Raw genomic sequence first — 17,249 nt, forward strand, 5'->3', positions numbered from 1 at the left:
TTCGTCCTTCCCTCGGTGGCTGTCGTGGCCCGAGGCCTGCCGGGCTGGTCAGGCGGACGATCCCCGCCCACGTGCCGTTGCCGCGGCGAGCCACCCGGCGGCGGCCCCGGTGGTGGTGGCGGCGAGCAGGAGCCAGCCCGGGGAGGGCCGGTCCGGCATCGGCTCCCGTTGCAGCTCAACCGGGTTCGGCGGCCCGTTCCTCAACCGGCGGGCGAGGTCGGGCAGCAGGTCGCCGAGCAGGTCGGGCAGGTCGAGCGCCAGCTGGAGGTAGTCGAACCGGTGGTGCTCGAGCACGTCCTTGAGCTGGGCCACGCTGGGCAGCACCGCGTCGCGGATGTCACCGACGAGCGGTTCCAGCAGCTCGCGGAACGAGCGCTCGGGAACCACCAGCGTGGTTGTCGCCTCGAGTCCCACCAGGGCGCGGGCGACGAGAACCAGATCGCGCGGGAACACGATCCCGAACCGTGCGCCGAGCCCGAGCTCGCGGACCAGCAGGCGTGCGATCGACGCGTTGGCCTTTCCCGCGTACCAGTCCTGCACGACGTCGTCGAGCGCGTCGCGAAACGCCTCGGGGTCGGCTCCGGGAGCCCGCGTGGCGAAGTCGAGGAGCTGGCCTGCGACCGCGTCGAAATCACCCTGCACCAGCGCCCACACCATCAGCGCCAGCTTGCGCCGGTTGCGTGTGTTGAGGCGACCGAACATGCCGAAGTCGAGGAAGGCCACCCGGTCGCCGGGCAGGAACAGCAGGTTTCCCGGATGCGGGTCCGCATGGAACAGACCGAGCGTGAACAGCTGCTCGAGCATGGCCCGTGCACCCGTGTCGAGCAGCCGGTCGACGTCGAGACCCTGCTCGAGAAGGACCGCGGCGGGAGCAGGGGAGACACCCTCGATGAGCTGCATGGTCAGGACGCGTTCCGTGCTGCGGTCGGAGTCGATCCACGGAATGACGACGTCGTCGCGGCCGGCGAAGTACCTGCCGACCCGCTCGCAGGTGCGGGCCTCCTGCCGGAAGTCCAGCTCCCGGAGCGTCGTGTCACGGAGCTCGGCGACCATGGCCGAGGGTCGGAAACCCAGGACCTCCGGAGCACGGCGCTCCAGCCGACGGGCGAGGAACGCGAGGAGCTCGAGATCGTCCCGCATCTGACTGCCCGCCCCGGGACGCTGGATCTTGACCGCGACGCGACGTCCGTCCGGGAGCGTGGCGCGGTGGACCTGGGCCAGCGACGCTGCCGCGAACGGCTCCGGCTCGAAGTTGGCGAACAGCTCGTCCAACCGTTGGCCGAGCTCGGCCTCGACCACCCGCCGGGCCGACTCGGACCCGAACGGCTCGGCGTGGTCCTGCAGCTTCCGCAGGGCCAGCGCGTACTCGGTCGGCACGTAGTCCGGGCGCATCGCGACGATCTGCCCGATCTTGACGAAGGTCGGGCCCAGGGTTTCCACCACCCGGCGCATCCGGTCCGGCAGCGGCACATCCATCTCGACATGGTGGTGGCACTGACGAAGGCGCCCCGTGCACAGCACTCGACACCCGACGTCGACACAAACGCGCAGGCCGAGCGCCGCCACCAGCCAGGAGAACTCGCTCGCCGACAGGATCGTGGCGATCTGCGCCGCGCGCCGGAGCTGCCGGAGGACGTGACGTGGGTCTGCAGCGACGGGGTTCATCGCTCAGCGCCTCGCTTCGTGACGAGCCACGGCTCGGATCCCGGAGGGCAGCTCGACACCTCCGATGCGATGTCCACCACGACCGTGTCGCCGGGCGACGGGACCTCGCGGTGCTCGACGCACGCGGTGGTGGTTGCCGGCCACCGCGCCGCGGGCCACGCACTCGCGGGGCGTCCCGCCCCGGTTCGGAGGGCCTGGGACTCCGGTGGTCGCGGTCGTGTCCGCGAAGCTCACCTGTCCCCGCAGCGGCACCCAGCTCGGCGGTGTGCCTCGACCTCCAGCTCCGACGTCGATCGATGCTCGGTCACGAATCCTCCTCGAGTGGTCGGGCCACGTCCCCCTGAGCCTGTCCGGTTCCGCGGTCAGCTCCTAGGGTCTTCGGGTCCTGCCGGTGTGACCTTCGACCCTGTGTGGATGCGGTCGTAGCGGGGAGCGTGGGTGCTCTCGGTCGCGAACCCGCACGGTCGGGGTCGGAGGGTCGGAGGCAGCATGGTGACCGTCTCGTCGAGTCCCGTGGCAGCGACGGCGCTGGGCGCCGAGGTGCGTGTCCCCGGTGGTGCGGGCCTGGGGGGACGTGTGCTTGGGCCCCGTGCTCAGCGCACGGCTCGGCGTGCTTGCCTTCCTCGCCCTCGGCGCCGTCACCCTGACCTACCGGCGCGCCACCCGCCCCGCCGGAGTCCCACCGGTCAGCTCCGCCCGCACCCACGACCGGCCGTGACCACTCGACCCTGGCGAGGACACCGAGCTTCGTCACCCGCACCACGACTGTGCCACCGGGCCCGCTCTCCGCTGCGCCGGGGCGCCGGCGGGCGGCGCAACCAGGTGCGCCTGCGACAGCCGGCGCTGCACTCCGGGGGTCGCCGCGCATGAGCACGGCTCGCCTGTTCCCACGCCGCAGGTCCGGCGAGGTCGGTCGGCTCTACCTGCTGCTCACCGCAGGCCTGCTCGGCTGGATCGTGGTGCTGGTGCTACGACTGCCGACCCGTCACGTCGCCCCGCACTACGGGCTGGCGTGGGTGGGGTTCGATGTGGGCCTGGGCGGGGTGATGCTTGCGACAGGTGTCCTGGCGATGCGTCGTAGTCCCCGGTTGGTGCTCACGGCCGCGGCGACCGCGGCGATGCTGATCACCGACGCCTGGTTCGACGTCACCACCTCCGTGGGGTCTGGCCTGGTGGTGGCGCTGGTGCTCGCTGCCGCGGTCGAGCTGCCCCTGGCCGGGCTCTCCCTCCGGGTTGCCGCGCACGCGCTCGCCCGCCCCGCGGGCTGACGGCACGGTCTCCCGGGAGTGGACCTGCACCCCGAGGATGTGGCGGAAGAACATGTCGACCACCACGCAGGCGTCGACGTGGCGTCCCGCGACCGGGGCGCGGGACCACCAGACCCGGACGCCGCGCGGCAGGGTCGGAGGTCCCCCGGGAACCGGCCCTACGGCCGTGGGCCCGACCCTGCCGGCACAGCAGGCTCGGGTGAACGCCCCTGCACCCGCACGGGCCCACCCGGAAGGGCCACGTGGCGACGGCGCGTGAAGGTCGTCAGCTGTCCCGGTCCTGCGGGCGGAGGGCTTCGCAGCGGAGAAGGAATCGCGCCATGAACCACAAGACTCATCTGCATCTCGTGGGCGGTCTGGTGCTCGTCGGTGCAGTGGTGCTGCCGACCGGTGGTGGGAGCACGTCCGGCCCGGCCGGGGGCGGAACGAGCGCACGTGCGCGCCGACCCCGTCTCGGCACGGGCACACCCGACGAACTCGAGGATGCGGAGGTCCGGGTGTGGCACCTCTACCTCGCCGGATCCGCGCTGGGCTTCGAGTCCGGCGACCTCCAGGTCCACCAGAGCCTGGCCGTCCGCTCCGCCGACGGCCACAGCGGAGTGCCGTTGCGACCCGGCTGGGACGCCCGTCCCCTCGCCGCGCCCGCGGCACCCGCGCCGGCCCGGCTGCAGGCGGCGTCGTGAACCCGCGACCGGGCGGCACCTCGGCGCCCGAGGTGTTCGACGTGATCATCGTCGGTGCCGGTCCGGGCGGCTGCGCCGCGGCGATCAGTGCCCTTCGTCTCCGACCCTCCGCGCGGGTGCTGATCCTGGACCGGGCACCACCGGGCCGGGACAAGGTGTGCGGCGACGGCGTCGGCCCCGACGCCGTCGCCGAGCTCGCCGGCCTGGGGCTGAAAGATGTTCTCCGGCCTGCTGAGCGGGTGACGAGGTTCCGGCTGGTCGCGCCCTCCGGTGCGGACGTGTCCGGCGCACCACCGGATCCCGGCTACGTCGTTCCCCGCGCCGAGCTCGACCACCGGCTGCTGCGCGCCGCCGTCGCCGCGGGCGCGGTCTTCCGCCAGCACCGGGTGCGCGAGATCGACCAGCACCCCGACCGGGTCGTGGTCGACGGGACCTGCACCGCAACCGTGCTCATCGGCGCGGACGGGGCCAGCTCCACGGTGCGCCGCGCCACCGGGCAAGCACCCAACCGGGGCAGGCACATGGCTGTGGCCGTCCGCGGCTACGTCCCCGCACCGGCCGGGTCCGACGAGCTGTACCTGCGCTTCGACCCGGTTCAGGGCGGCGGAATGAGCTACGCCTGGGCGTTCCCGACCGCCCGGGCGACGCTCAACGTGGGTTACGGGCAGGCTGGTCCGGCCACCAGCAGGGCGTGGCTGATGCACCGGGCGACCGAGCTGCTGCCGAGCTTGGCGGTCGGGTCGACACCGATGACCGGGCACCTGCTGCCGCTGTGCAGCCGCACGCCCCGGGCGGTGACCGGCCGTGTGCTGCTCGTCGGTGACGCGGCCAGCCAGATCAACCCGCTCAGCGGCGAGGGGATCTTCTACGCGCTGGCCACCGGCGCGCTCGCCGGAGCGGCCACCGGCGCCAGAGACGCCGGCGCGCACCACGCGCGGGCGCTGCAGGCCAGGTTCGGCCGTCACCAGCGTCAGGTGCGCACGCTGTACCCGCTGCTGGACCGGCGCCGCACCATCGAGACCGCTGTGCGGGCCTGCGGGCGGGATGACCGCGTCTTCGAGCAGGTGCTGTCGGTCGCGCTCGGCGACGGCACCGTCAGCATCACCGACCTGGCCCGATTCGCCTGGGCCGCCCGGAGATGACGACGAGAGCTGGCTCCGGCCCAGGTCGTCCGCCCCCAGGTGGAACCAGCTCCACTGCCCGCGCCCTGCGGGTCACCTCGAACGTCAGGTGGTGCTGGTCGCGGGGGTATGAGCTCCGGGGTTCGCGGCATAGGCCTGGGCGCAGCCCTCGGAGCAGAAGTAGTAGGTGTGGCCGGCGTGCTCGGTGCTGCTGGCCGCGTCAGCAGGGTTGATTTTCATGCCGCAGACCGGATCGGTCACCATCTTTGCGTCGCTCATGTCGTTCTCCTTCGGTTGGTCGCGCCCGATCTCCACCACCGGGTCGGTGGCCTCCACCTGGGCGTGGTCGGGGATGACGGTGGGAGTGAAGCCGCGGAGGCGGTTGGCGTTGGCGACGACGGACAGCGACGACAGCGCCATGGCGCCCGCGGCGATGACCGGGCTCAGCGTGACGCCGAACGCGGGGTACAGCGCACCGGCAGCGATCGGGATGCCGACCCCGTTGTAGAGGAAGGCGAACACCAGGTTCTGCCGGATGTTGCGCATCGTGGCCCGGGACAGGTCGATGGCGGTCACCAGGCCGGACAGGGCGCCGGAGATCAGGGTGAGGTCGGAGGACTCGATAGCGACGTCCGTGCCGGTGCCGATGGCGGAGCCGACGTCGGCCTGGGCCAGGGCGGGGGCGTCGTTGATGCCGTCGCCGACCATGCCGACGACCCGCCCCTCGGCCTGCAGTCGGCGAACCTCGGCGGCCTTGTGCTCGGGCATCACCTCGGCCAGGACCCGCCGGATGCCGACCTGACGTGCGATCGCGGCGGCGGTCATCCGGTTGTCCCCGGTCATCATGACCACCTCTATGCCCCGGTCGTGCAGGGCGGCCACCGCCCCGGCCGAGCCGGCCTTGACGGTGTCGGCGACGCCGATGACTGCGGCGGCGCGCCCGTCGACGGCGACCAGCATGGGGCTCTTGCCGTCCGAGGCGAGCCGCTCGCTGTCCGCGCGCAGCGGGTCATCCTCGATCCCGGCTGCGGCCAGCAGTCGCCGATTGCCGACCAGCACCTCCCTGCCTCCGACCAGGGCGCGCACGCCCTGCCCGGTGATGGAGTCGAAGGCCGTGGCCGGCGGCACGGTCAGCTCGCGCTGCACGGCGCCGGCGACGATCGCGGTGGCCAGCGGGTGCTCGGAGGAAGCCTCGACCGACGCCACGAGCGCAAGGACCTCGTCCGCGGTGAATCCGTTGACCGGCAGGACGTCAGTGAGGGCGGGAGTGCCCTCGGTGATCGTGCCGGTCTTGTCGAGCACGATCGTGTCCAGCTTGTGCGCGGTCTCCAGGGCCTCGGCGGAGCGGATGAGGATGCCGGCGGCTGCGCCCTTGCCGGTGCCGACCGTGATCGACAACGGGGTGGCCAGGCCGAGCGCGCACGGGCAGGCGATGACGAGCACCGACACGGCGGCGACGAGAGCGAAGATGAACGCGGGTGGAGGTCCGAGCAGCGCCCACACCACGAAGGTCCAGATCGCCAGGCCGATCACGACCGGGACGAAGAAGCTGGACACCTGGTCCGCGAGGCGCTGGATCGGGGCCTTGGAGCCCTGTGCCTGGCGGACCAGCTTGATGATCTGCGCGAGCATGGTGTCCGCGCCGATCTTGGTGGCCTCGTAGCGGAAGGACCCGGTCTGGTTGATCGTGGCTCCGATGACGGTGTCCCCGGGGGACTTGACCACCGGGATCGGTTCGCCGGTGACCATCGACTCGTCCACCGCGGATCGGCCTTCCACGACTTGGCCGTCCACCGGGAGCTTCTCGCCGGGCCGTACCACCACGACGTCGGCCACGACGACGTCGTCGATGGACACCTCCACCTCCTGTCCGTCGCGGATGACCCGGGCGGTGCGGGGCTGCAGCCCGATCAGCGTGCGGATCGCCTCGCCGGTACCGGCCTTGGCCTTGGTCTCGAACAGCCGTCCGAGCAGGATCAACGTGATGATCACCCCGACAGCCTCGTAGTAGACCTCGCGCACGCTGGTGGGCAGGACTCCGGGGAAGAACGTGACCACCGCGCTGTAGCCGTAGGCCGCGATCGTGCCCAACGTGATCAGGGAGTTCATGTCCGCGGTGCGGTGCGACAACGCCAGCCACCCGGTGCGGTGGATGGGCCAGCCGGTGTAGAACATCACCGGTGTGATCAGGACCAGCTGGAACCAGCGGTTCATCAGCAGTCCCGGCATCCAGGTGACGCCGAAGATCTCCACCAGCATGACCGCGAAGAGCACCGGTGCCGTGAGCACCGCACCGAAGACGACCCGTCGGGTCAGGTCCGAGATCTCGGCCTTGCGCTCCCGCTCCTCCTCCTCCGAGGTGTCCGCGCCGGCCAGCGCACCCGGGGGGTCCGCGGCCACCTCGCTGGTCGAGCCGTCCGAGACGGTGCGCACCGACTCCGCCGCACCGTCCGCCCTGGACGCAGGAGCAGCCACCGCTGCACCACCACCCGGCTGCCCGTCGCCCTGCACGACCTCCAGCCGGCCACGGATCATGTTCATGCCGCAGGCGAACTCGTGGCTCCCGGCGTGTTCGGGCAAGAACTCCACCGCTGTCGTGGCGAACGCCGGCAACGCCTGGTTGATCCGGAAGTCGGGCAGGACCACCCGCGAGGAGCAGTCGCCAGACTCCTGGCGGTCGAACAGCAGCCGCACGGGCACGCCCAGCGCGACCTGGATGACGTCGGGGCTGTACCCGCCCTTCACGGTCACCGTGATGCTCTGCACACCGTCGCCCAGCTCGGCGTGCCGGGACTTCTTCGGGCCGAAGAAGTACCACCCCAGCAGGCCGGTCAGAACCACGGCACCAACAACGACCAGTACCTCGCTACCGCTCATCGGCTACCTTTCGTACGAGACGCGACCCGTCACCCTCGATCTAGAGCGAACGGTGATGTCCACCAACAGGTTTGGCTCTTCCCGGTGGACCTGAGAACGTCCTGGCGCGCGTGGCGGTCCACGACGACGTCCGTCACTGCTCCAGTGACCACAGCTCGGCTGCGGTCACCACAACCCGTGATCGGTGTCCACCCTGGCTCCAGCATCGGCGGTGAAGCTCCCTACCGACGGTGACAGCCAGCCGCCTCGCCGCCCAGAGTCAAAGGTCCTTCGACAGGAGGGCGCCTCGGGCGACCAGCTTCAGCAGCGCGTGCATCGTGCGGATCCCGTGCACCCCGTCGTCCTCCCCGTGTACCAGGCCGATCACCGGCCAGGGCTCGGCCACCGGGGTGCGCAGGCGTGGGTGCGTTCGACGTCACCACCTCCGTGGAGTCCGGCTCGGTGCTGGCTCTGGGTGCGGTGTGGCGCGCGGGGCACCGGCGCCCGCCCCGTCGGCTGCTGCGGGGCCGGAAGGCTTCGCGCGGCGGCCGGTGGTCTGTGGACTGGGATCCCGGCGTCGAGGACGACGGGCGTGCCGTGGTCGAGGATCGTCACCGGCGGGCCGGAGAGCAGCGTGTACCGCGTGCGGGCAGGGATGATGTCGAGCTTGACGTGGTGCCCGTCGATCGCGACGCAGAACGTCAGCAGGGTGGTGCCCGGCGGCAGCCGAGGGGTGAACGAGACCGTGGTGCCGTCGTCGCGCATGCCCCCGAACCCGACCACGAGCGCGGTCCAGCACCCGGCCAGCGCGGCGAGGTGGAGCCCGTCGCGGGTGTTGTGCTGCAGGTCGTGCAGGTCCACCAGCGACGCCTCGGCGAGATAGTCGTAGGCGAGCTCGAGGTGGCCGACCTCCGCGGCGAGAACCGCCTGCGGAGCGGCCGAGAGCGAGGAGTCGCGCACGGTGATCGCCTCGTAGTACTCGACGTTGCGGCGCTTCTCCTCGTCGGTGAAGGCACCGCTGCACAGCTGCATGGCGAGCACCAGGTCGGCCTGCTTGACCACCTGCCGCCGGTAGAGCTCCACGTAGTGGTGGTGCAGCAGCAGGGGGTAGTCCTCCGCCGGGGTGGCGGCGAAGTCCCAGCGCTCGTGGTCGCAGAACGCATCGTCCTGCAGGTGGATCCCGAGTCCCTCGTCGTAGGGCACCACGACCGCAGCCGCGGCCGCCTCCCACGCAGTCCGCTCCTCGGCGGTGACTCCGAGGGCAGCGGCCCGACCGGGGTGCGCACGGGCGAGGTGCGCTGCGGCCGTCAGGTTCTGCTGGGCCATGAGGTTGGTGTAGAGGTTGTTGTCGACCAGGGCGCTGTACTCGTCGGGACCCGTCACGCCCTCGATGCGGAAGCCGCCACGGCCGTCGTGGTGCCCGAGGCTCGCCCAGAGCCGAGCGGTCTCCACCACCAGGTCGACCCCGACCGTGGCCTCGAACGCGGTGTCGCCAGTGGCGCGGACGTAGCGCAGCACGGCGTGGGCGATGTCCGCGCCGATGTGGAAGGCGGCGGTGCCGGCGGGCCAGTAGCCGGAGCACTCCTCCCCGCGGATGGTGCGCCACGGGAACGCCGCCCCCGCCAGACCCAGCACCCGGGCACGATCGCGGGCCAGCGGGAGGGTGGTGTGCCGCCAGCGCAGCGCCTGCTCCGCCGCCTGCGGAGCGACGTGGTCGAGCACCGGCAGGACGAAGATCTCGGTGTCCCAGAACGTGTGGCCGTCGTAGCCGGGGCCGGTGAGACCCTTGGCCCCGATGGCCCGGGACTCCGCCCGGGCGCCGGCCTGCAGGACGTGGAACAGCGCGACGCGCACTGCTTGCTGAAGCTCGTCGTCCCCCTCGAGGACGACGTCGGCCCGGTCCCAGAAGTCGTCGAGGTAGGTGCGCTGGGTGGAGAGCAGGCCGTCCCACCCGACGCCCTGCGCGACGACGAGCGCGGCGTCGACCTCGTCGAGCACGGCCGCCCCGCTCCGAGTCCCCGACCAGGCGTGGGCAACCAGCTTGGTCAGCCCCAGCTGCTGGCCCGCTGCGAGGGTGGCGGTCACCGTGGTCCGCCCGACGTCCGGGGTGCACGCCACGTCGGTGCGCGTTCCCGGCGGACCCGTCACGTCGTGCCAGGTACCCGCACCGACGAGCAGCCCGCTGAGCCGGGTCCGGTGCAGCAGTCGCACGCCGCCGTCGGTCACCGTGTGCGTCTGTGCCACCAGTGGCGCGGTGAGCCCGGCGGCGCTGCGCGGATCACCACCGGCGGCGGACGGCGGCGCAGTGACGCCGAGCTCCGACTGCACCACGACGCGGACCGGGCCGTCCAGGGCCTGCACCGACCAGCACACCGCCCCCAGACCACGCTGGGTCAGCGACACCAGCCGCTCCGAGCGAACCACCACGCGGCGGCCCGCCGGAGAGGTCCAGTCCGCGGTGCGCCGCAGCGTGCCCGCCCGCAGGTCGAGCACCTGCTCGTGGGAGTGCAGCACCCCCCGGCGCACGTCGAACGGCTCGCTGTCGACGGTGAGGCGCACCAGGGTCCCGTCGGTCACCCCGACGATGGTCTGGCCCGCCTCGGGGTAGCCGAAGCCAGCCTCGGCCTGGTGCAGCGGACGCAGCTCGAACACTCCGGCGAGGTAGGCGCCGGGCAGGCCCACGGGTTCCCCCTCGTCCAGGGTGCCGCGCCAGCCGAGGTGGCCGTTGGACAGCGCGAACAGCGACTCGAACTGCGCCAGCACGCCAAGATCGAGGGACGTGGCGCGCAGGCACCAGGGCTCGACCGGGCAGGCGGGGTGTCCGATCACCTGGTGACCTCCAGGCGCGACGGAGACGACAGCGCAGCCAGGTCGCCCACCAGCGCGTCTGCCCCCGCCACCCGTCTCGCCGTGCCGGCACCGCCGCGGTCGACCTCGACGACGTGGCCTTGCCCGCCCGTGCGACCGGCGTGCACCCCCGTCACGGCGTCCTGGAGCACCGTGGCCGCGGCAGCCTCGATCTCGAGATCCGTTGCGGTGGAGCGGAAGCCGTCCGAGCGCGGACCTTGCACGTAGATCGCGGGCGTCGGCGACCACCCCAGTGGGGTCAGTGCGGTGGTGGGGGTCTCGTACGTGGTCACACCAGCTACCTCCTCGAGGGCGGTACCGGTACCGCCCCCTGGGCAGCGTGGCCGCGACCGGCCAACCGGGGGAGAGGACAACGTCCCGTCTCCGCTCTGCGTCATGGCGGGTCGGGACCGACAACCGGTGCTCGTCACGATCCGGCTGGGTGGCGCGGTGGCTCGCGAGCGGTATCCGCCCCGCCGGCGTCTCTGGTCCTTCGGCACCGTCACCACGGCCCCGCCCGCACCCGCCCGCGAGACGGTCGGGATCCCCCCGTGACCACCGTCAGGTTGGCCACCACCTGGCCGACACCGTCTGCAGCCGCACGCCGTGCCCGGCGGTGGTGGTGCGCAGGAACGCGCCGCAGGTGGGTCCTTGGTCCCGGGCACGCGAGTCCATTGCCTCTGATCCGTCCGTGCCTGCCCGCCGCAGAGTGGCGACCAGTCGGCGACCGTCGACAGATCTCATGATCCTGCGGGCGGATGGCTGCGCAGCGGAGGAGGAGTCGTGTCATGAACCACAAGACCCATCTGTACCTCATGGGCGGTCTGGTGCTCGTCGGCGCAGTGGTGCTGTTCACCGGCAGTGGGGGTGCGTTCGGCGGGGGAGGGCTGTTCCTGCTGGTGTTCCTGGGGTTCTGCTTCGCGATGATGTTCTTCATGATGCGCGGGATGAGCGGCGGTGGCACGGGGGGCGGCAACGACATGGGCGGGATGGACGGCGACGCGCGTGGCGGCCGACACGGCACCGACGTGCCCACCGAGCGCGAGGAGGAGAAGTTCGACGACGGCAACCGGCGGACCTGGTGAGGTACAACGCGGGACCGCTGCTGCGATGGGGTGGGTGGCCGAGGGCCACGGGGAGCGCGAGGCGTTCGTGCGCCTGGACGCCGGGCTGATCGCCTCCGCCCGTCCTGTGGAGATCAACCGCCCGGCTCGTCAGTGACGAGCTCGGCCGGCAGGCACGGTGCTCGCCAAGCTCGAGGGGCAGCACCTCGCCGCGGCGGGCCGGTGCCGGATCCCTCGGGCGTGGCTGCCCCGCCGGGGGCTGAACCGCGGTCGGCACCACGGATGCCGTGCGCAGCTGTGTGGTCGACCGCATCAGCGACCCGACCTGCGGCGATGGCGGGGGTCCCACCGTGTGGGAGCGGATCAGCCGAACCGAGCTCACCACCGGCGGCACCCCCCTCGGCCGGCTCGCCCCAGAGCCCCTGGAGCGCTGACCGCCGCCCATCCGGGTCGCCCCACCCTGCCGGGCTGGGGCGAGCTCGGGTCGCCGCGGCGACGTCGTCCTCGTGGTCCTGCGATGCCCATCGCCACCGAGCCCGTCCGCGCATCCGAGACGGCACTGCACGACCACCCGGTGCGCCGGCGGGGTTCGTCCGAGACCCCACGTCGACGCCTCGACGCCTCGACGCAGGTGGGCGACCTGCTTCGCGTGCCGCGGCGGCACTTCGTGGCCGCGTACCAACAGGCCTGTCCTGGAGGGGACCTTCGACACTGGATCAGGGGCAGCGGTGGAGAACAGGGTGTCGTCATGCAGCAGGCACGTTCAGCCACAGCACGGTTCGGGGTCGTGTTCCCGTGGCCGGTGTTCTTCAGCCCGTCCCGGTGTCGTGGGTGGTGGGTGGTGTCGCGCCGGTGGGGGACGGTGGTGGTGGGGCTGTTGCTGGTCGGTGTGGTGTCGACTGGTCCGGCGTGGGCGCACGGGGGTGGGGATGGTGCCCCGGAGGGGTATGTCCTGGTGCAGCAGGCGTTGGGGCACCTGGCGCAGGACCCGGGCCCGAAGGGGGTCGCCGCGGCCGAGGCCAAGATCGGGGAGGCTCTCGGTGGCCCTGACCAGGACGGGGTGGACGTTGCCCTGGTGGGGCAGGCGCAGGCTGAGCTGACCGCCGGTGAGGTCGTGGTGGCCCAGCAGACCCTGCAGCTCTCGATCGCCGAGGCGGTGGGGCAGCTGGAGCCGGCGTCGGGGGAGGAGACGGGGACCACCGTGGTGGGTGAGCCGCTGCCGGGGCGGGGTTCGTTGACCGGTACCGACTGGACCTTCGGTGCGGTGTCGCTGGTGCTGCTGGTCGTGGGGGTTGGTCTCGCGCTGTGGTTCCGCCCGGCGGAGAACCTGGCTGAGCTCCGGCGGGGGCTGGCCGGTGCCCCGGACACCGGGTCGGACCCGGACCCGTCCACGGACCCGTCCCCCACCTCCCCCACCTCCCGCACCTCCCCCACCTCCCGCACCTCCCCCTCGTCCCGCACCTCCCGCACCTCTCCGGAAGGACCCCGGTCGTGACCCGTGTCGAGGAACGACCTGCCTCACCGCGGGTGAGCAGGACCCGCCGTACCCTCGACGTGGTCGATGAGCGCCTCGGTATCAGGGCGTTGGAGTACCCGGTGCCCGAGCACGCCAACAAGCTGGCCTGGAGCCTGGGTGGGGTGACCGCGGCGGCACTGGTCATCTTGATCGCCACGGGAATCGTCCTGGTGCAGTTCTACAACCCGGTCCCCGAGGCCGCGAACCAGTCGGTGCGCTACCTGGTGACGCAGGTGTGGGGTGGTCGCTTCGTGCGGGGGGTCCACTTCTGGGCTGCGCAGGCCATGTACGTGACCGCGGCGCTGCACATGCTGCGGGTGTTCCTCACCGGGTCCTACAAGCGGCCCCGCGAAGCCAACTGGCTCGTGGGTGTGGCCATGTTCGGGCTGGTGACCCTGGCGATCTTCACCGGCACCGTGCTCAAGTGGGACCAGGAGTCGTTCGAGGCGCTGGGGCACAACCTGGAGGTCGGCAAGCTGCTCGGCGGGGTCGGGTTCTGGTTCTCCCCGACCTTCGCCGGAAACGTGCCCATCCTGATCCGGCTCTACGCCGCCCACGTCGTGTTCATCCCCGGGCTGATCCTCGTCCTGGTCGCGCTGCACATGTTGCTGGTCAAGAAGCACAAGATCTCCCCGCATCCGGCCCTGCCCAGCGAGGGCCGTGGGGATCAAGCCCCCGCCGCCGAGCCCACCGAACCGTTCACCCACCACCTGCGCCGCATCAGCTCCTTCGGCCTGGCCCTGTTCGGCCTCATCGGGATCCTGGCCGTGGTGTTCCCACCCGGTCTCGGAGCCCGCCCGGTGCAGGGCATCGAGGTCACCACACCCCCCCTCAACTTCTGGTGGCTCTACAGCCTGGAGAACTTCTTCGGGCTGCCCGCCATCATCTACGGCGAGCTCATCTTCTTCGGCCTGCTGGTCGTCATCCCCTTCGTCGACCGCAGCGGCGAGCGCTACTGGCGGCGGCGCCCGGTCGCCATGACACTGCTGACCGTGTTCCTGGTCGTGATCATCACCCTGACCATCCTGCTGAAGTTCCTCGCCACCAAGGACCACCTCGGGATGGGCGGATGAGCACCATGAACCACACCCGAGCAAGGGCCCGCCGGACCTTCTGGGTCCTGCTCACCACCACGATCCTCGCGACCGGGTCGCTGACCAGCGCCCTGGCCAGGCCACCGGGGACATGGACCGGACTGACCGTCGCCGCATCAGGGATCGTCCTGGCCCTCGCAGCCACCCTCACCTGCCGCGTGATGCTCGCCCTCGGACGACCACACCAACACGAGTCGGCAGAAGCGTGAGGTTCCTGCCGGTCAGGCAAGCCGAGAGGCGGGCCCATGACCACGACGACCCGGGTGGCCCGTGTCGTGGTGCGAGACGAACTACTGCCGGACGGGAGCACCCGCGAGGACTCGTCCATGAAGTGATGGGAAGCAGCCATGACCACAAGCAACGTCGACGTAGGCGGGATCCTGTCCGCGCTGAGCGCCCGCGGCGTCGAGAAACAGCTCAGGAGGTTGCCGGGTATCGAGAAGGTCGACGTCAACTACGTCAGCGGCAGCGCGACCGTGACCTATGACGAGCGGGTGGTGGGCCTCCGGGAGATAAGCGCGAAGGTACGGACGTGCGGCTATCACTGCAGCGGTGAGCAGCTGCCGAAGCACATGTGTGCGGCAGCACCCGATCGATGACGGCCGGCCCACTCTGACCGGACCCTTGACCAGGCAGGTGCACGATGAAGCCGCCGGAGGAAAAGACATGAAGACGAGCGTTATCGACGTCCCCGAGATGTTGGCCGTGTTGAGCTTGAGCGAAGTGGAGTCGCGGATACGCCTGGTTCCGGGGGTCGAGAGCGTGAAGGTCAGCGCTGCTACCGGTAGCGCCACCGTCCGCTACGACGAGACCCGGCTCGAGGTCGGCGACATCACCTCAGCCATCAACCACCGTCAGGACAAGCCTCGAGCGGCCGCGGGAGAGGGCGATGGACCCAGCGACCCACCCGAACGCACGGCTCCTGCGGTGGACCCGGTGGAGGCGGCGCCCAATTCCCATCGCAAGACTGGTGCTGCGCCATCGCCGCACGCAGCCGAAGCCCACACGGGGCACCCGGCGCCGCCCGGAAAGCCTGCCAAATCAGCCGAGATGGCGGAGGAGATGGGTCACGGCGACGGCATGGACCTGCCGACCATGGTCCGCAACATGCGCAACCGCTTCTGGATCGCGCTCGTGTTCACCGTGCCGATCCTGGTCTACGCCCCGATTGGCCTCTTCACCTCGCCCAGACCGCCGTTCGGTCTCGATCTGAACCTGTGGCTGTTCTTCTTCGCAACCGCTGCCGTCGTCTACCCGAGCTGGCCGTTCTTCATCGCCGCCTGGCGCGCGGTCAGGAACGGTGTGCTCAACATGGCGGTGCTGGTCGTGCTGTCGGTGGGTATCGGATACCTCTACAGCGTCGGGGCCACCTTCTTCTTCGACAGCGAGCAGTTCTACGAGGCCGTTGCCCTCCTGTTGATCTTCATCCTCCTCGGCCACTGGCTCGAGATGCGCGCCCGCTCCGGGGCCTCGACCGCAATCACGGCGCTGATGGACCTCGCTCCGCCGAAGGCCAATGTCCTTCGCGACGGTGAAGAAGTCGAGGTGTCGACGGCCGACGTGGTGGCAGGGGACGTCGTGGTGATTCGACCGGGCAACAAGATTCCGGTCGACGGCACCGTCGAGGACGGCGAGTCGCTGGTCGACGAGTCCATGCTGACCGGCGAGTCCATGCCGGTCCAGAAGGGCCCCGGGGCCACGGTGATCGGCGCGACGATCAACATCAGCGGCAGCTTCCGCTACAAGGCGACGAAAGTGGGTGCCGATACCGCACTGGCGCAGATCGTGAAGCTCGTCAAGGAGGCGCAGAACTCCAAGGCGCCGTCGCAGCTGCTCGCGGACAGGGCCGCCCAGTGGCTCGTGATCGCAGCGATCGCCATCGGTCTGGCGACCTTCACGTTCTGGTTCTGGTGGACCGGAGAACCGCTGCTGTTCGCTGTGTCGCTGACCATCACGGTGTTCGTCATAGCCTGCCCCGATGCCTTGGGGCTCGCCACGCCGATGGCGGTGATGATAGGCACCGGGATGGGTGCCGCCAACGGCATCCTCTTCAAGAATGCCTCGGCGCTGGAGGACTCCACCCGACTCGACGCCATCGTCTTCGACAAGACAGGAACCCTCACCCTCGGCAAGCCTCAGGTCGTGGAGATGGTGACCGCGGAAGGCATCACGGACGACGTGCTGCTGCTTGCCGCCGCCGCGGTCGAACAGGGGTCGGCCCACCCGCTTGCGCAGGCGATCCTCTCCCGTGCCTCGGACCTCTCCGTCGTCGCGCCGACCGGGTTCAAGAGCATCAACGGCATGGGCGCGCAGGCGGAGACCGTCGACGGCACGGTGTTCCTCGGAAATCGACTGCTGATGGACACGCAGAAGCTCGAGCTGGGTGCCCTCGAGGCCGAGGCCACGAGGATGCAGGACGAGGGTCTCACCGTGGTCCACGTGGCCCAGGACGATCGGGTCATCGGCCTCATCGCCATCGCCGACAAGGCGAGGCCAACCGCCAAGGCCGCCGTGGCCAAGCTGCGTGAGCGTGGTATCGAGGTGATCATGCTGACCGGCGACAACGCTGGTACCGCCCAGCGGATCGCTGCGGATCTCGGCATCGACACCGTTCTGGCGGACGTTCTGCCGGGCCAGAAGGCAGACAAGGTGAAGGAGCTCCAGGCCACCGGCAAGAAGGTCGGGATGGTGGGCGACGGTGTCAATGATGCGCCCGCGCTCACGCAGGCAGACGTCGGCTTCGCCATCGGCGCCGGCACGGACGTGGCGGTCGAGAGCGCCGATGTGGTGCTGATGAAGAGCGATCCGTACGACATCGTTGCCTCGATCGAGCTGTCGAAGGTGACCCTGCGCAAGATGCATCAGAATCTTGCCTGGGCGGTGGGCTACAACGTGCTCGCGTTTCCGGTTGCCGCAGGTGTCCTCTTCCCGTTCGTGATCAGCCCTGCGGTGGCCGCGCTGTCCATGTCGGGCAGCACGCTGATCGTCGCTGCCAACGCACTGTTGATGAAGCGCACCAAGCTCTCGATCACGCATGGTCCCGACGAGTCGGCCACGGCGGCAGCGGCTCCACCTGCGGAGACCGAGTCGGCCGACAGGGCGGTCGTCGCCTGACGGCGCTGTGAGCGCAGTCGG

14 protein-coding genes are annotated in these 17,249 nt (G+C 70.8%); 10 read left to right on the forward strand and 4 right to left on the reverse strand.

What is annotated here, in order from left to right; genetic code table 11:
* Positions 1-48: 48 nt before the first annotated feature.
* Complete coding sequence (locus RHODO2019_RS06010) at positions 49-1,476, reverse strand: ABC1 kinase family protein (protein WP_265384089.1); 1,428 nt, start codon at positions 1,474-1,476, stop codon at positions 49-51.
* A gap of 778 nt (positions 1,477-2,254) precedes the next feature.
* On the opposite strand from RHODO2019_RS06010, the gene RHODO2019_RS06015 reads away from it, so the two are divergent.
* The 4 genes from RHODO2019_RS06015 to RHODO2019_RS06030 all read left to right on the forward strand — a co-directional run bounded on the left by RHODO2019_RS06015 (position 2,255) and on the right by RHODO2019_RS06030 (position 4,758).
* Entirely contained in the window at positions 2,255-2,383 is a 129-nt protein-coding gene (locus tag RHODO2019_RS06015) for a hypothetical protein (RefSeq protein WP_265384090.1), read from the forward strand.
* Between the two features lie 148 nt (positions 2,384-2,531).
* On the forward strand, positions 2,532-2,933 hold the full coding sequence (locus tag RHODO2019_RS06020; RefSeq protein ID WP_265384091.1) for a hypothetical protein: 402 nt from the start codon (positions 2,532-2,534) through the stop codon (positions 2,931-2,933).
* A 320-nt stretch (positions 2,934-3,253) separates the two neighbouring features.
* A complete protein-coding gene (locus RHODO2019_RS06025) occupies positions 3,254-3,616 on the forward strand; it encodes a hypothetical protein (RefSeq protein WP_265384092.1) in 363 nt (120 codons plus the stop codon).
* A complete protein-coding gene (locus tag RHODO2019_RS06030; protein ID WP_265384093.1) occupies positions 3,613-4,758 on the forward strand; it encodes an NAD(P)/FAD-dependent oxidoreductase in 1,146 nt (381 codons plus the stop codon). Before RHODO2019_RS06025 ends, RHODO2019_RS06030 begins: the two co-directional genes overlap by 4 nt.
* Before the next feature lie 84 nt (positions 4,759-4,842).
* Here RHODO2019_RS06030 and RHODO2019_RS06035 read toward each other — a convergent pair whose 3' ends face one another.
* The 3 genes from RHODO2019_RS06035 to RHODO2019_RS06045 form a co-directional block, all read right to left on the reverse strand.
* Complete coding sequence (locus RHODO2019_RS06035; protein WP_265384094.1) at positions 4,843-7,614, reverse strand: heavy metal translocating P-type ATPase; 2,772 nt, start codon at positions 7,612-7,614, stop codon at positions 4,843-4,845.
* Between the two features lie 363 nt (positions 7,615-7,977).
* On the reverse strand, positions 7,978-10,422 hold the full coding sequence (locus RHODO2019_RS06040; protein ID WP_265384095.1) for a glycoside hydrolase family 65 protein: 2,445 nt from the start codon (positions 10,420-10,422) through the stop codon (positions 7,978-7,980).
* Positions 10,419-10,733, reverse strand: a complete 315-nt coding sequence (locus RHODO2019_RS06045) for an HAD family hydrolase (protein ID WP_265384096.1) — start codon at positions 10,731-10,733, stop codon at positions 10,419-10,421. The genes RHODO2019_RS06040 and RHODO2019_RS06045 overlap by 4 nt, the downstream gene beginning before the upstream one ends.
* 495 nt (positions 10,734-11,228) lie before the next feature.
* Here RHODO2019_RS06045 and RHODO2019_RS06050 point away from each other — a divergent pair, with 495 nt between their 5' ends.
* The 6 genes from RHODO2019_RS06050 (at position 11,229) to RHODO2019_RS06075 (ending at position 17,228) form a co-directional block, all read left to right on the forward strand.
* Positions 11,229-11,525 (forward strand): hypothetical protein, encoded by a 297-nt coding sequence (locus RHODO2019_RS06050; protein ID WP_265384097.1) that lies wholly within the window; start codon positions 11,229-11,231, stop codon positions 11,523-11,525.
* Between the two features lie 934 nt (positions 11,526-12,459).
* Positions 12,460-12,999 (forward strand): hypothetical protein, encoded by a 540-nt coding sequence (locus tag RHODO2019_RS06055; RefSeq protein ID WP_265384098.1) that lies wholly within the window; start codon positions 12,460-12,462, stop codon positions 12,997-12,999.
* Positions 13,000-13,058: 59 nt separating this feature from the next.
* Positions 13,059-14,093 carry a cytochrome b gene (locus tag RHODO2019_RS06060; protein ID WP_265384099.1) on the forward strand — a complete coding sequence of 345 codons (1,035 nt, stop codon included), beginning with the start codon at positions 13,059-13,061 and terminating at the stop codon, positions 14,091-14,093.
* Positions 14,090-14,323: a hypothetical protein gene (locus RHODO2019_RS06065; protein ID WP_265384100.1), complete on the forward strand. Its 234-nt coding sequence runs from the start codon at positions 14,090-14,092 to the stop codon at positions 14,321-14,323. Before RHODO2019_RS06060 ends, RHODO2019_RS06065 begins: the two co-directional genes overlap by 4 nt.
* A gap of 138 nt (positions 14,324-14,461) precedes the next feature.
* Positions 14,462-14,713 carry a heavy-metal-associated domain-containing protein gene (locus RHODO2019_RS06070; protein ID WP_265384101.1) on the forward strand — a complete coding sequence of 84 codons (252 nt, stop codon included), beginning with the start codon at positions 14,462-14,464 and terminating at the stop codon, positions 14,711-14,713.
* Positions 14,714-14,780: 67 nt separating this feature from the next.
* On the forward strand, positions 14,781-17,228 hold the full coding sequence (locus RHODO2019_RS06075; RefSeq protein ID WP_265384645.1) for a heavy metal translocating P-type ATPase: 2,448 nt from the start codon (positions 14,781-14,783) through the stop codon (positions 17,226-17,228).
* Positions 17,229-17,249: the final 21 nt, after the last annotated feature.

It is taken from the genome of Rhodococcus antarcticus, assembly GCF_026153295.1.
GTDB lineage: Bacteria > Actinomycetota > Actinomycetes > Mycobacteriales > Mycobacteriaceae > Rhodococcus_D > Rhodococcus_D antarcticus.

Bases quoted from the DNA above. Each gene is read 5' to 3' on its own strand.
- RHODO2019_RS06065 (WP_265384100.1), top strand. From the start codon at position 14,090: ATGAGCACCATGAACCACACCCGAGCAAGGGCCCGCCGGACCTTCTGG.
- RHODO2019_RS06075 (WP_265384645.1), top strand. From the start codon at position 14,781: ATGAAGACGAGCGTTATCGACGTCCCCGAGATGTTGGCCGTGTTGAGC.
- RHODO2019_RS06025 (WP_265384092.1), top strand. From the start codon at position 3,254: ATGAACCACAAGACTCATCTGCATCTCGTGGGCGGTCTGGTGCTCGTC.
- RHODO2019_RS06020 (WP_265384091.1), top strand. From the start codon at position 2,532: ATGAGCACGGCTCGCCTGTTCCCACGCCGCAGGTCCGGCGAGGTCGGT.
- RHODO2019_RS06070 (WP_265384101.1), top strand. From the start codon at position 14,462: ATGACCACAAGCAACGTCGACGTAGGCGGGATCCTGTCCGCGCTGAGC.
- RHODO2019_RS06035 (WP_265384094.1), bottom strand. From the start codon at position 7,614: ATGAGCGGTAGCGAGGTACTGGTCGTTGTTGGTGCCGTGGTTCTGACC.
- RHODO2019_RS06050 (WP_265384097.1), top strand. From the start codon at position 11,229: ATGAACCACAAGACCCATCTGTACCTCATGGGCGGTCTGGTGCTCGTC.
- RHODO2019_RS06010 (WP_265384089.1), bottom strand. From the start codon at position 1,476: ATGGATGTGCCGCTGCCGGACCGGATGCGCCGGGTGGTGGAAACCCTG.